The sequence below is a fragment of the Bacillus sp. DHT2 genome (assembly GCF_026241455.1).
GTDB lineage: Bacteria > Bacillota > Bacilli > Bacillales > Bacillaceae_G > Bacillus_A > Bacillus_A pseudomycoides.
This window is the reverse complement of sequence record NZ_JAPHWH010000011.1, coordinates 161,222-174,726: the sequence shown is the minus strand read 5'-3', so window position 1 is coordinate 174,726 and position 13,505 is coordinate 161,222. Positions and strand designations below refer to the sequence as shown.

Below are 13,505 nucleotides of genomic sequence, written 5' to 3'. Positions count from 1 at the left end.
ACAACGCACAATCCTAGTACATGCACAATTAAAATAATGTTCTCTCATTGTTTCTGAATCTACTAGAGCCTGCTCTAGGTCATAAAACATTCGTTCTTTTTTATTATAATACATTGGTATATGTAAAATAATAAGCAGGACCGCTCTCAAATAGAGGCGGCCTTATTTACTTTCGTATTTTAAACTGTTGTTATTCCCCACATACTAAATTCATAATAATATTCCGTTCTCTCAATACATACACCGAATTCTAAATCATCACCAACTAATACAAAATCAGCATACCCAGTTAGAAATCTTGAAATGGTTGATAACTCTTCTAAATTATCAAATACTTCAGAGATGTTCAGCTTAACTGCTTCAATTTTACCACCTCTAGAGAAAAAGAGTCTTCCTTGATTAACTGGAAATTTAATACTTTTAGCTGTTTCTTTTAACAGTGCTATTGATAGTTTCCCATTTTCTTTATAATCAGTACTACCAAAATTTTTTATATTTGAATTTTGTTCTAGCTTATTAAATAATTCTTTACAAAGTAAATCATTAGATTCTGCATCCATAAATGAGTCCATAGAAACGGTAATAATATTAGAAAGTTCGTTTATAAGTTCCTTTCTACTAGCGTTTCTTTTTGCTTTCATTTTCAAAATTTCCATTCAACTTTTATTCGCATTACTCAAAACTTTTCACACCTTTAGTTTCTTATTTTTTGCCTTTTTTCTTGTAACCCTCAATATCTTCTGGATAATGTCCGGGATGTACCTCAGTATAACGTGCAAAACGGCAGAGGTAATGTATATTACATTACAGCTAGTCCGTATTATGTACAAGTAAAATAAAAAAGCCGATTCCTATGTGAAATGCACTTCCAATTGTTAATTGTGTCTAACAATTGGGGGGCACTTCCCTATGAGTCGGCTTTTTTTATTTATGAAGCTTTATTCTCATTTAGCATAGTTCCATACTGTACAGCTTTATTTGCATTCACTCTACCATTCTTCCAATAGGTTCCTGTTCCGGAGATTTTATCAGATGTGGCTTCAATAATTTGACGAATTTGTACGTTAGTGTAGCCTTGATTTGCTAATAATCCTGCAACTCCTGCCACCTGTGGGGTTGCCATAGATGTACCACTTAATGATCGGTACGTGCTGCCTTTATACGTAGAGTAGATACTCGAACCAGGAGCTGCTACATCCACCCAGCTTCCATAATTTGAGAAATAAGATTTTTGGTCATTTTGATCTGTAGATGCAACTGCAATTACTTCATTGTAATAAGCAGGATAATTTGGTCTTGTATTTCCATCATTTCCTGCAGCTGCAACTATCACAGCGCCTTTATTCCAAGCGTATTGAATGGCTTGTTGCAATGCAGTTCCTCCACTAGAAGCTCCTAAACTTAAGCTAATGACTTTTGCTCCAGCATCGGCAGATTCTCTGATACCTTTTGCTACAGCATCAAGAGTCCCACTTCCTTGACTATCAAGTACTCGGACTGCATATATAGAGGATTGTGGAGCAACTCCTGCAATTCCAATATTATTGTTTGTAAGAGCACCTGCAATACCCGCACAGTGTGTACCATGACCATTTCCATCATCTGATTGACTATCATTATCTACATAATCGTGGCCGTATATAACTTTAGAGGATAAATCAGGATGATTACCTTGTACACCGGTATCGACAATAGCGATTTTGACAGCAGGAGCACTTCTCTGTGCATCCCATGCCTGAGGTGCTTGGATTTTTAGTAGCCCATATTGATTACTAAAATAGGGATCATTAGGAGTCCAAAATGCATGAAAATAATAGTTTGGCTCTGCATATTCTACATCAGGATTATTCTTATAAATTTTTATTTTATCTTTGACAGTACCTTTAGTAAATTTAATAACTTCAAACTTCAAGACATCATCTTTTGATACAACGTCAGCTCCTACTGATTTATGAAATTCTTGAGTTTTACTAAGAGACGTATTGTCTTTAAATTTTACAATAATTTGGTTCGGAACATATTCCTTGGATAAGGAGTCTGCATTCGATACAGAGGGGTTATAAAGGATGCAACCAAAAACCAAAGATAACACAAGTAAAAAAACACCAATTTTACTTTTCAATAGAAAATTCCTCCCTATTATTTTATCTTTGTTGATGCACATTTCTTTTCAACTATATAGTTAGGTCAAGCGATGTATGATTAGTTTTTAAATTTCAGAAAATTCCCTCTAATAAAGCGAGCTATTAATGCAGAAGTTGTCCAAAGGATATTTCAATTACCAAGATGGTATTTTAAAGATAAATTTTAAAAGAAATCATGGTTTGGAATTATTTTCATTTCAAAAAGGTGTTTGGAAAAGTAAAGAAAGAATAAGAAAGTAACAGTGAACGGTTCGCCACAATACAAAGTACACAATAGCAAAGGACAGACATACTATGTAACTGCAAACGAAGCCTTTGTATATGTGAAGTAGGAGTTACAAAAGAGCACTCACTAATTCAGGTGTGCTCTTTTGTATAATATATTTTTTACTGCTTACTCAATCACTTTACACAAGTTGCTATACTCATCTATTCAGAAAATTCGAAAAACATTCAGCTAATCAAGGCTTAAATTCCTAATACTAATATTAATTTACAAATTAATTTTTTAAAGAGTCAATTAGGTCTGTGTTGCAGCGCTTAAAGTGAATTTCATAACATTCTTCTTCAGAAAATATTTGTGCAATTTGCCCTGTACTCTTATCAGCAATTATAAATTCATTAGTTTCAGAAATGTCCCAAAGTTCCTCGATAGATTTTGTGAAATTCAATATTCTAACATTTGCCCATACCGGCTCTAAACAATTAGGAACTAATATAAAATGTTCTGTTTTATGATTTGAAAAACTTAAAGAACCTAAAGAACTTTCAATCCATAAAATATACTTACTTTTAACATCACCAATAGGAATGTGAAATGTTGGATTAGAGTCTATATTACGAAACTGTTTCAATGCTGTGTCGAACAGTTTTATCCATTCAGAATCGGGATTTTCAAATTCAATAAGTTCTAAATTTGAAAATTGGCTAAAGACTTTTTTGGCACTGATTAATGCTTTTTTTCTACGAATCTTCTCATTTTGATATATCATAATTTTCCTGCCTCTCATTTGTTATAATAAATGAAACATCACTTTTTGAAAACCTTAATAAATCAACGTTTTCAGTTTAATTTAAAACACGATGAATTCAGAGGATATGTTTCGCACACAAGTTCACAAATGGGAACGGCAATCCATATTTATTAAAGGGATTGTAATACAAAATTATTGCGGAAATTTATGTTAAATGAATTGTTTTTAAAATGAAAATTTATCTAATACAGTTTAATTAAAAGGCTATTTTTTGCTCACATTTTGCTCACAAATGATATAAAAACACGTGAAAAAATATGAAATTCACTTTTAAAATAAAATATAATATAACAAATAAAAACTGCCATAAATGCTTGTATAACAGGCGTTTATGGCAGTTTTATAGTTTTTATATTACACAAAATGAACAAGCTTAAAACTGTTCATTCTTCTCCCAAGATTCCACAATATAATGAGCAATTGTCGGATTAAATCCTTTTCCAACTAAGAACATAATTGCAGCAACCTCTGTCATTGCGTGTTGTTGAGAGGTATGTTTTGCTTCATTCATACCGTACTCTACCCATGGTTTTACGAAATCTAATACAGGTTTCTTTAACGACAAATAGTGTGTACCAACAACTTGTTGAATTTGTTGTTGTGTTGGTTCAGTGGGAATAGCTGTAGTAGGCCCTGGTGGCAAGATTTGTGGTTGAGTGGAATCTAATGTTCGTGCAGGTGGTGAAACACGTGTATCCTGGTATGGTTGATACATTTGTGGTTGCTGATATGGAGCTTGTTGAGCTACGTAAGGATTCTGTTGGTACTGAGTTTCCTGACCTGGTTGTGTTACGTAAGGATTTTGATGGTGTTGAGTTTCATGAGGTTGCTGAGTTGTATATGGATTTTGATGGTATTGAGCTTCTTGAGTTTGTTGTGCTAAGTATGAATTCTGTTGATATTGAAATTCTTGTTGCTCTGGTTCTTGTTCTTCAAACTGCTGCTCTTGATATCGTTGTTCTTGATTTTGAGGATAGTATGGTTGCTCTGGATAAGGGTATTTATTATTGTAGAACATTTTTATTTCCTCCTTCATGATCGTACGTACAAAACAGTCTATGGGCGGACAAGAAAATATGTGATGAAAAAATGAGAGCGTGTTACAATAAGAAATTGGGTGAAGATAAATGAAAAAACAAGAAAAAATACAAAAAACAGTTGCTTTTGTAAGGAATATTTTAGAAACAGATGCTAGTGGACATGATTGGTATCATATTGAACGTGTACATAAATTGGCGCTTTCTTTGTCTGAAAAAGAAGGTGGGGATCGTTTTGTAATTGAGATGGCAGCTTTACTTCATGATGTAGCGGATGAGAAGTTAAATGAAAGTGAAGAAGCTGGTATGAAAAAAGTTTCTGATTGGCTAGAAGGATTGAATGTTACTGAAGAAGAAAATGAACATATCCTTCATATTATAATGAATATGTCATATAAAGGTGGGCATGGTGGCAAGGTAAGCACATTAGAAGGGAAAATCGTTCAAGATGCAGATCGTTTAGATGCACTTGGTGCAATTGGTATTGCCCGAACGTTTGCTTACGGCGGTGCAAAAGGACGTTTAATGTATGATCCGAACATTCCACCTCGAGAAGAGATGACAAAAGAAGAATATCGAAAAAATGATGATCCATCGTTAAATCATTTCTACGAAAAGCTTTTGAAGTTGAAAGATTTAATGAATACGGATGCTGCAAAACGAGAGGCTGAAATTCGCCATCGTTATATGGAAGAGTTTATAGAACAATTTATGAAAGAGTGGAATGCACAAATATGAAAATGCTAACAGTGGAAAACGTATCGAAATCATATGGAGATAAACCATTATTTGATGGACTATCATTTAGTATTGCAGAGGGTCAACGTGCAGGGATTATTGGAGTAAACGGTACAGGGAAATCTACATTATTAAAAATTATTGCAGGGGTAGAGATTCCAGATACAGGTGATATGACACATACGCGTGGTTATACAATTAGCTATTTATCACAGCAACCGGATTTTAATGAAAATTTAACAGTGCTTGAGCAAGTATTCCACGGTGATACGCCGCTAATTCGCCTTCTTCGTGAATACGAACAAGCGTTATTAAACATAGAAAAAGACCCGAGTAATGAAAAAGTGCAAGAACAATTATTTGCAGTGCAGCAACGTATGGATGCGATGAATGCATGGGAAGCAAATGCGAATGCAAAGTCGCTTTTAACGAAACTCGGAATTACAGATTTCACTGCAACTGTGGGGAACTTATCTGGTGGACAAAAAAAACGTATTGCAATGGCACAGTGCTTTATTGAAACACCTGATTTATTAATTTTAGATGAGCCAACAAACCATCTTGATCATGAAACAGTGGAATGGTTAGAAGAATATTTAGCACGGTATACTGGAGCAGTTTTACTTGTAACACATGATCGTTATTTTTTAGACCGTGTTACAAATCGTATTTTTGAGCTAGATAATGGTAATTTGTATAGCTATGAAGGAAACTATAGTACATTTTTAGAAGCGAAGGCACTTCGTGAGGAACAAGAGTTAGCACAAGAATCAAAGCGCCAAAATCTATATCGCCGTGAACTTGCTTGGATTCGCCGCGGTGCGAAAGCTCGTTCTACAAAACAAAAAGCACGTATTCAGCGGTTCGAAGAGTTGAAAGAACAAGAAGGTCCAGCAGCGAAGCAATCTGTTGATATTTCACTCAGCGGGAGTCGCTTAGGAAAGAAAGTGCTTGAGTTAAAAGATGTAACGAAGAAATTTGGTGAAAAAACGGTATTACATAATTTTAATCATATTGTGAAACCAGGCGATCGAATCGGTATTATTGGGGCTAATGGTAGCGGGAAATCATCTTTATTAAATATGCTTGCAGGCAAATTATCACCTGACAGTGGTGAAATTGAAGTTGGACAAACTGTGAAAGTTGCTTATTATACGCAAGAAAATGAAGAGATGAATTTAAATCAACGTATGATTGAATATATTAAAGAAATTGCAGAAGTCATTCATACAACAGACGGTAAAGTCATTGGAGTATCCCAAATGCTTGAGCGTTTCTTATTCCAACCGCATTCACATGGAACACCACTTGGTAAACTATCTGGTGGTGAAAGAAGACGTCTGTATTTATTACGTCTTTTAATGGGAGAGCCGAATGTACTTCTATTAGATGAGCCGACAAACGATTTAGATACACAAACGTTAACAGTACTAGAAGACTATTTAGAAGATTTCCCGGGTGTCGTTCTTACGGTATCGCATGATCGCTACTTCTTAGATAAAGTAGTAGATGAATTATTTATCTTTACTGGTGGCGGAGAAGTTCGTGAATTCCTAGGAAGCTATAGTGATTACCTAGATATACAAAAGGCCCAAGAACTATTAGAAAAAGTAGAAGTACAGAAAGAAAAGAAAGTGGAAGAAGCTCCAAAGCAACAACGTAAACGTAAACTTTCCTATCACGAACAACGTGAATGGGAAACCATTGAAGATACGATTGCTGGGCTTGAAGAGAAGCTTGAAACGATTGGAGAAGAACTTGCGAATGTAGGTTCTGATTTTACAAAAGCACAGGAGCTTTCTGAGGCGCAGCAGCAAACAGAAGAAGAACTGGAAAAAGCAATGGAACGCTGGAGCGAACTGTCTGACATCGTTGAAGGTTTAAAATAAAAACAAGCTGCATATATTGAAATGTAAAGAGAAAAACTTTACACTATTGATAGAACATATTTTAGGAGGGAAAAAATGAGAACATCTAATCCAATGTTGAAAAAAGAAACCTTTCGTAAACAGGGAGCAAGTACGTCTGCGATGACAATTGGCGGAGCTGTAGGCAAAACATTTATTATGCTTGTCTTGCTTCTTGCAACGTCTGTCTATTCATACATACAGATGTATACGGGGAAAATGCAAATGCCAGTTTTAATTGGAGCATTAATTGTGGCTGCAATTATCGCATTTGCGGCTATCTTCTTCCCGAAAATGGCGCCTATTACAGCACCTATTTATGCAGCTGTTGAAGGGATTGTCTTAGGAAGCATTTCAGCGGTATATGCGATTCGTTTTGACAACTCTATTATTTTAAATGCTGTATTACTAACAATTTCAATTTTATTTGCAATGTTAGTTTTATATGCAACTCGTGTTGTAAAGGTAACGGATAAGTTTCGTACAGGTATAATGGCCGCAACGCTTGGGATTTTGGTTATGTACTTGATCGTTTTTCTATTAAATATGTTTGGTGTTACTGTTCCGTATATTCACCAAGGTGGAACGATTGGCATCATCATTAGTGCAGTTGTGATTATCGTTGCTGCATTAAATCTATTACTAGACTTCGATTTAATCGAAAATGGCGCACGTAGTGGAGCTCCAAAATATATGGAGTGGTACAGTGCGATGGGTCTAATGATGACATTAGTATGGTTGTACTTAGAAATTCTTCGTTTCGTTTCTTACTTTGCGAAAAATGACTAATTGAAAGAAATCCTGCATGATTGAAATATGCAGGATTTCTTTTTGTATTTTTTTAGATTTAAAGTGATGATTTCTTTTTAGAAATATATTATTTTGCATTTTTTACCTATCTTCTATTTTTTTCTACAATAAAGAAAAAATGTGAGGTGGTATAAATATGATGAATCGAGTTGTATTAATCGGAAGATTGACAAAAAATCCAGAACTATACTACACAAAGCAAGGGATTGCTTATGCACGTATATGCGTTGCGGTAAATAGAGGGTTTCGAAATAGCCTAGGAGAGCAGCAAGCAGACTACATTTACTGCGTCGTCTGGAGAAAATCGGCTGAGAATGTATCAGATTATTGTCAAAAGGGATCGCTTGTTGGGATTACAGGTCGTATTCATACGAGTAATTATGATAATGAACAGGGGAAAAGAGTGTATAAAACAGAAGTTGTGATTGAAAGAATTACGTTTTTGGAGCGGAAGAAAGAGGAAGCTTCACGGTAGAGAAAGGAGGTATAAACAAAAACTTGGTGTAATTACCAGATAACTATTATTTTTCACTAATCCCTTCCTATAAGTAACTGTCGAGAGATAAAAATATCGTTTTTGGGATGCTTCAAAATCTTAGATTAGTGGGCATATGAGATGATTCCTAGTAGAGAAAATCTAAACCCCTTGTCCAATATGGACAAGGGGTTTTTGTTCAAAGAAAGTATAACTTTTCGATTGCTTTTGCAAGATGTACTGGCGGAAAAAATGACATACGTAGCCAAAACTTTAATTGTTCATTTTTTTGAAAAAGATCGACTTTCAATTGTAGTAGCCTGTATAAATCTTTTTCAGGATTTTGTGAATCAATTTTACTTAAGTATTGAAGTTTTGAAGCTAGTTCAGTTTCTTTTGTATCACGTAACACATGAAGAAAGAGGTCATCTTTTCCTTTAAAATGTGTGTAAATGGATTGCTTTTTCATGCCGGCTTTTTCAGCTATTAAAGAAAGGGGTGTTCCTTCATAACCATGAATTGTGAAATATTTTAGAGCTGCACCCTTAATTTTATTACTGTTCAATAAAATCACCTCAAATTTTACGAACGTTCGTCAGTTATGTTAGCGAATTAAATAAATGTATGTAAGCGGAAATTATATTTTGATATCTAAACAAATAATTTTAAAGATTTATATTCAATCTAATTAGGAAAAACTTTAAAAGAAGGGGAAAGGATGTTAGGAGGCGAATGGCATCTGCCCGTATTGTTGTTATTTATATGGTGTCGAAGGGTACGGTTTCTTAAATATAAAAAGAGTGCATTCTAAGAAGAAACAATATTGCATTGAAATTTTAGCTCTTCACTTCGTTTTATATACATCGTAATGTGGGTCTAACCTGGAATAGGTCTTGAGTCTGATTTGAAAACGGTTCTTAAGCTCGTTATGGAAAACTAAAAAAATAGTTAAGATAAGAGTATCAAATCGAAGGGAGGCAAGCACAAGATGAAACAATTTCTAACGTTTATCGCAGCCGGTATTTTGGCTTTAATTGCTCTTGGTAGTCTTGCTGGTATTGTAGGATTCGCAATTGGAGCAGGGATTGCGTACTGGAGCTATAAATCATTTGTGCGAGCACAATCATTTTTTGGAAAGTTAGCTTGGGGTATTTTCGGTTTAATCGGCTTGTCAATCGCCCTTTCTCATTCCCCAGCATTGATCGGTATTGTAGCAGTAGTAGTACTATACTACGGATGCCGTGAGTGGAAAAAAGAAAAAGATGTAGTGGTTGATTCTGCTTCAGAAAGTTCTAAACGATATAGCAACTTTGAAGATGAGTGGAACAAGTTAATGAAAAACTAATATAAAATAACTGAAATCATAAAGTAGAAGAGAGGAAGATTAGAATGAAACAATCTTTATTCGGACGTGTACGCGATGCAATTTTAGCAGATTTTCATAATGTATTAGATGAGAAGGAAAGAAAAAATCCAATCGCTATGTTAAACCAATATTTACGCGATAGCGAGCGTGAAGTAACAAAAATTGAGAAATTAATCGAGCGTCATAAAACATTAAAATCTAACTTTGCTCGTGAACTTGAGCAGGCTCGTTATTTCGTAAATAAGCGATCAAAGCAGGCGATCATTGCACAAGAAGCAGGAGAAATGCAATTGCATGAACGTGCAGTAGAAGAAGTAGCATACTATGAAGGGCAAGTATCACGTTTAGAAGAGATGTATGCAGGTGTAGTGGAGCAAATTGATGAGTTAGAACGCCGTCTTTCTGAAATGAAAAATAAGCTAAAAGAAATGAATGCAAAGCGTATGGAATTGATGGCACGTGAAAATATGGCCCATGTGAACCGTCGTATGAATACGGCTCTTCATAAAATGGATGAGAATAATCCGTTCTTACGATTTGAAGAAATTGAAGATCACATTCGTGATTTAGAGCTTCGCATGAATGAAGATCATGAACGTGATACATTTGATATGAAAATTGCAAAACTTGAGCGCGACATGAAAGAAAAGGATGAAGTATCTTTAACAAAATAATTGTAGTGCATCATAAAATGAGTTTATGGTGGTAGAAAAAAGGTGTTGCAAAGCAATACTTTTTTTTATTTATCACGTATTAACGGGCAGTAAGACCCTCATCCTAAGATTCAGCGAAAGCAAGGAAGGTAGGGGCTGATTAAAGTTATTATCAATCTACCTTTTTTGAGCGGAAGAGAGAAGGAACATGATACTAAAAGGGGGTATATCAATAGGGGGAGTTGTTACATGATATTCACCAATTCTATTAAGACTATAATTGTGATTAGAAAAAGCAAGCGTCTCAGTAGGAGTATAGCGATAGAACATGTTACAATACAGCTAAGAACAAGCAATAAAGGAGAGTTTATTTACGTGAAGATTAAAGCAATTGAACCGACGCCAAGTCCAAATACGATGAAAGTTATCTTAAATGAAGTGTTACCATCAGGAGCACGTAATAATTATACAAACGAAAATGCAGAACAAGCACCAGAGCAAGTGCAACACATTTTAAAAATTGAAGGTATTAAAGGTGTATATCATGTTGCGGACTTTCTAGCAGTAGAGAGAAATGCGAAGTATGACTGGAAAGTACTTTTGCAACAAGTTCGTGCTGTGTTTGGAGAAGAAGTCACTGAAGAAGATGAGAGAGAGCAACTTTCACATTTTGGTGAAGTGAAAGTATTCATTCAAATGTTCTTTACGATTCCGATGCAGGTGAAATTAACAGATGGAACAACGGAAGAACGAGTGGGCTTACCAGACCGTTTTAAAGAAGCAATTATGAAAGTGCAAATGTCTGCACCTAACGTTGTGAAAGAGCGTAAATGGGTAGAACAAAGTACACGTTATGGGAATTTTGAAGAAATCGGAAAAGAAGTTGTGGAAGAAATTGTCGCCGCTTATCCAGAAGACCGTGTTGAAAAAACTGTAAAAGAATTATTAGATCAAGCGGGTGCTAAAGAAGTAACGATTACAAAACGTGAACCATATAAAGTAACAGAAGAAATGATGGCGGATCCTGATTGGAAAAACCGTTATGCAGCGCTTGAGCAAATGGATCCAACAGAAGAAGATATTCCTGTATTGAAGAAAGCGCTAGAAGATGAGAAAGTATCTATCCGTCGTTTAGCAACAGCGTACTTAGGTATGGTAAAAGGTGATGAAGTATTACCATTACTGTATAAAGCTTTACTAGATCGTTCTGTAAGTGTACGCCGCACTGCGGGTGATTGCTTATCAGATGTAGGAGATCCAGCAGCGATGTTTGTTATGATTAAAGCACTTAAAGATCCAAGTAAATTGGTGCGTTGGCGTGCGGCGATGTTCTTATTTGAACTTGGTGATGAAAGTGCAATTCCAGCACTACGCGTAGCGCAAGATGATCCAGAGTTCGAAGTAGCAATGCAAGCTCGTCTAGCATTAGAACGTATTGAAGGGGGAGAAGAAGCGAAAGGATCTGTTTGGAAACAAATGACGGAGTCTCGCAAAGGAGAATAATCATATGATCGTTTTCTATGATAGTAGGTGTCCGATGTGCACGGCAGTCGCAGAGCGTACAAAGAAGCTTGATAAAAAAGATACGATGAAGTTTGCCTCTTTTCGTGATAAAGATGTTGTAGAGGAGTATCAACTTTCTACAGAGTTACAAGAGAAGATGGAGCAAAGACTTTACATTTTAAAAAATAACAAATGGTATGACGGGATTGGTAGCGTATATGTTTTAGCAAAAGCTGTGCCGTCATACTGGTTTGTGGTTCCTTTTATCAAGTTATCTATTTTACTTGGATTTGGAAATAAAGTGTATGATTATATTGCAAATAGAAGAAAACTTGTACCAGTTGGTCACTGTCGTGAAGGAGTTTGTGAAATTTCATCAAAAAAATGATGGTAACGCTATCTTTCTTTTGCACCTATTATAAGAGCGTGATATGATGAATTTGGAATGAAAGTTGAAGGAGAGATTACAAGATGTCAAATGCATACGAAGAATATATGCGTCAAATGGTAATTCCAATGCGTCAAGAGTTAGTGCGTGCTGGATTTGAAGAATTAACAACAGAAGAAACTGTAAAAGAATATATGGAAAATGCGACAGGTACAACATTAGTTGTCGTAAACTCTGTTTGCGGATGTGCAGCTGGTTTAGCGCGTCCATCAGCTGGTCAAGCGGTTGTACGTTCTGAAAAACAACCTGACCATCTTGTAACTGTATTTGCAGGACAAGATAAAGACGCAACAGCTACAATGCGTGAGTACTTCGGAGATATTCCTCCATCTTCACCATCTATGGCGTTACTAAAAGGAAACGAAGTTGTTCACTTCATTCATCGTCATGAAATTGAAGGAGCAACAATGGAAGAGATTATTAATAACTTAGAACAAGCTTTTGAAAAGCATTGCTAAAAAGGGGGAGTGATTCTCCCTTTTTTCTTTATATATTGAGGTGAAAAGATGATTGTAACAACAGCAGGACGAACGAATAAGGAAATGACAGCATATGCAAAAGAGGTAGCGGAAGAATTACAATGCTCTTTTGTAGTACGGAATGATATATCGGTATATAAGCTACATGAGCAGTTTGAACAAGATGTACTCGTTGTAGGAAAGAAACGATTAGCAATTTATCCAAAAGGTACAGAAGAATCGTTCTTTTTCCATCCTAATTCTGCAATGTTTCGTGTGAAAAGATTAATGAGGGGAGAACATGATCCATTTGTACAAGCTGCAAAATTAGAAAAAGGAATGACGGTGTTAGATTGTACGCTCGGTATGGCATCAGATAGTATTGTTGCAAGCTATGTTGTTGGAGAAGAAGGAGCTATAACGGGGCTTGAGGGGAATCGTTACATGGCCTATATAATGAATAAAGGTTTAAAGCAGTGGTGTGCGGGTATTTCAGAAATCGATGAAGCGATGCGTAGAATTAGAGTGAAGAAAACTGAACATTTTGATTTCTTAAAGCGCTGCGAAGACAACTGTTATGATGTTGTTTATCTGGATCCAATGTTTGAAGAAACGGTAATTGAATCAGATGGGATTCGTGGCTTAAAACACTTTGCTTTGTATAATGATGTCACAGATGAAACAATTGCAGAAGCAAAGCGTGTTGCTAGAAAACGTGTTGTCTTAAAGGATCATTTCCGTAGTACACGATTTGAGCGACATAACTTCTTAGTATATAAGCGAAAAAGTGCGAAATTTCATTTTGGTGTAATTGAACCTTGCTAATTATTTGAAAAGATGTATAATAAGCAATAATCAATTATATATGATGTCGTAGATGAAGAGAGTAGTCCTTCTTCAGAAGGAAAGCGAGCTAGGGATGGTGAGAGCCT

Annotated in this window: 15 protein-coding genes, 1 pseudogene and 1 other annotated feature (1 of these 17 cut by a window edge); of the genes and pseudogenes, 11 read left to right on the top strand and 5 right to left on the bottom strand. The window is 35.6% G+C overall.

Going from position 1 to position 13,505, the window contains the following annotated elements:
* Positions 1–179: 179 nt before the first annotated feature.
* Positions 180–656: a YxiF family protein gene (locus ORL93_RS22760; RefSeq protein ID WP_006094679.1), complete on the bottom strand. Its 477-nt coding sequence runs from the start codon at positions 654–656 to the stop codon at positions 180–182.
* A 272-nt stretch (positions 657–928) separates the two neighbouring features.
* Positions 929–2,122: a S8 family peptidase gene (locus tag ORL93_RS22755; RefSeq protein WP_018783002.1), complete on the bottom strand. Its 1,194-nt coding sequence runs from the start codon at positions 2,120–2,122 to the stop codon at positions 929–931.
* Between the two features lie 255 nt (positions 2,123–2,377).
* On the opposite strand from ORL93_RS22755, the pseudogene ORL93_RS31580 reads away from it, so the two are divergent.
* Positions 2,378–2,476 (top strand): annotated as a pseudogene (locus ORL93_RS31580) (N-acetylmuramoyl-L-alanine amidase); the annotation flags it as partial.
* Between the two features lie 168 nt (positions 2,477–2,644).
* Here ORL93_RS31580 and ORL93_RS22750 read toward each other — a convergent pair.
* Both ORL93_RS22750 and ORL93_RS22745 read right to left on the bottom strand, forming a co-directional pair.
* Positions 2,645–3,136 (bottom strand): hypothetical protein, encoded by a 492-nt coding sequence (locus tag ORL93_RS22750; protein ID WP_265959549.1) that lies wholly within the window; start codon positions 3,134–3,136, stop codon positions 2,645–2,647.
* A gap of 415 nt (positions 3,137–3,551) precedes the next feature.
* On the bottom strand, positions 3,552–4,196 hold the full coding sequence (locus ORL93_RS22745) for a hypothetical protein (protein WP_097795835.1): 645 nt from the start codon (positions 4,194–4,196) through the stop codon (positions 3,552–3,554).
* A 109-nt stretch (positions 4,197–4,305) separates the two neighbouring features.
* Here ORL93_RS22745 and ORL93_RS22740 point away from each other — a divergent pair, with 109 nt between their 5' ends.
* The 4 genes from ORL93_RS22740 (at position 4,306) to ORL93_RS22725 (ending at position 8,145) form a co-directional block, all read left to right on the top strand.
* Entirely contained in the window at positions 4,306–4,953 is a 648-nt protein-coding gene (locus ORL93_RS22740; RefSeq protein WP_040119477.1) for an HD domain-containing protein, read from the top strand.
* Positions 4,950–6,842 carry an ABC-F family ATP-binding cassette domain-containing protein gene (locus tag ORL93_RS22735; protein WP_018782998.1) on the top strand — a complete coding sequence of 631 codons (1,893 nt, stop codon included), beginning with the start codon at positions 4,950–4,952 and terminating at the stop codon, positions 6,840–6,842. The genes ORL93_RS22740 and ORL93_RS22735 overlap by 4 nt, the downstream gene beginning before the upstream one ends.
* Positions 6,843–6,917: 75 nt before the next feature.
* The gene (locus ORL93_RS22730; RefSeq protein WP_003197270.1) at positions 6,918–7,649 is read left to right on the top strand and encodes a Bax inhibitor-1/YccA family protein; all 732 of its coding nucleotides are present in this window, start codon (positions 6,918–6,920) and stop codon (positions 7,647–7,649) included.
* Between the two features lie 157 nt (positions 7,650–7,806).
* Positions 7,807–8,145: a single-stranded DNA-binding protein gene (locus ORL93_RS22725; RefSeq protein ID WP_097795836.1), complete on the top strand. Its 339-nt coding sequence runs from the start codon at positions 7,807–7,809 to the stop codon at positions 8,143–8,145.
* 199 nt (positions 8,146–8,344) lie between these two features.
* Here the strand turns inward: ORL93_RS22725 and ORL93_RS22720 are convergent, their stop codons facing one another.
* On the bottom strand, positions 8,345–8,710 hold the full coding sequence (locus ORL93_RS22720) for a TetR/AcrR family transcriptional regulator (RefSeq protein WP_018782101.1): 366 nt from the start codon (positions 8,708–8,710) through the stop codon (positions 8,345–8,347).
* Between the two features lie 423 nt (positions 8,711–9,133).
* On the opposite strand from ORL93_RS22720, the gene ORL93_RS22715 reads away from it, so the two are divergent.
* The 6 genes from ORL93_RS22715 (at position 9,134) to ORL93_RS22690 (ending at position 13,398) form a co-directional block, all read left to right on the top strand.
* Entirely contained in the window at positions 9,134–9,490 is a 357-nt protein-coding gene (locus ORL93_RS22715) for a lmo0954 family membrane protein (RefSeq protein WP_097795837.1), read from the top strand.
* 44 nt (positions 9,491–9,534) lie between these two features.
* On the top strand, positions 9,535–10,185 hold the full coding sequence (locus tag ORL93_RS22710) for a PspA/IM30 family protein (protein WP_003207081.1): 651 nt from the start codon (positions 9,535–9,537) through the stop codon (positions 10,183–10,185).
* 354 nt (positions 10,186–10,539) lie between these two features.
* Positions 10,540–11,667 (top strand): conserved virulence factor C family protein, encoded by a 1,128-nt coding sequence (locus ORL93_RS22705; protein WP_006094695.1) that lies wholly within the window; start codon positions 10,540–10,542, stop codon positions 11,665–11,667.
* Between the two features lie 4 nt (positions 11,668–11,671).
* Positions 11,672–12,055 (top strand): thiol-disulfide oxidoreductase DCC family protein, encoded by a 384-nt coding sequence (locus ORL93_RS22700; protein WP_097795838.1) that lies wholly within the window; start codon positions 11,672–11,674, stop codon positions 12,053–12,055.
* Between the two features lie 83 nt (positions 12,056–12,138).
* Positions 12,139–12,573, top strand: a complete 435-nt coding sequence (locus tag ORL93_RS22695) for a BrxA/BrxB family bacilliredoxin (RefSeq protein WP_003197283.1) — start codon at positions 12,139–12,141, stop codon at positions 12,571–12,573.
* A 48-nt stretch (positions 12,574–12,621) separates the two neighbouring features.
* Positions 12,622–13,398, top strand: a complete 777-nt coding sequence (locus ORL93_RS22690; protein ID WP_097795839.1) for a class I SAM-dependent methyltransferase — start codon at positions 12,622–12,624, stop codon at positions 13,396–13,398.
* A 40-nt stretch (positions 13,399–13,438) separates the two neighbouring features.
* Positions 13,439–13,505, top strand: a binding site (T-box leader) (it continues 148 nt past the right edge of the window).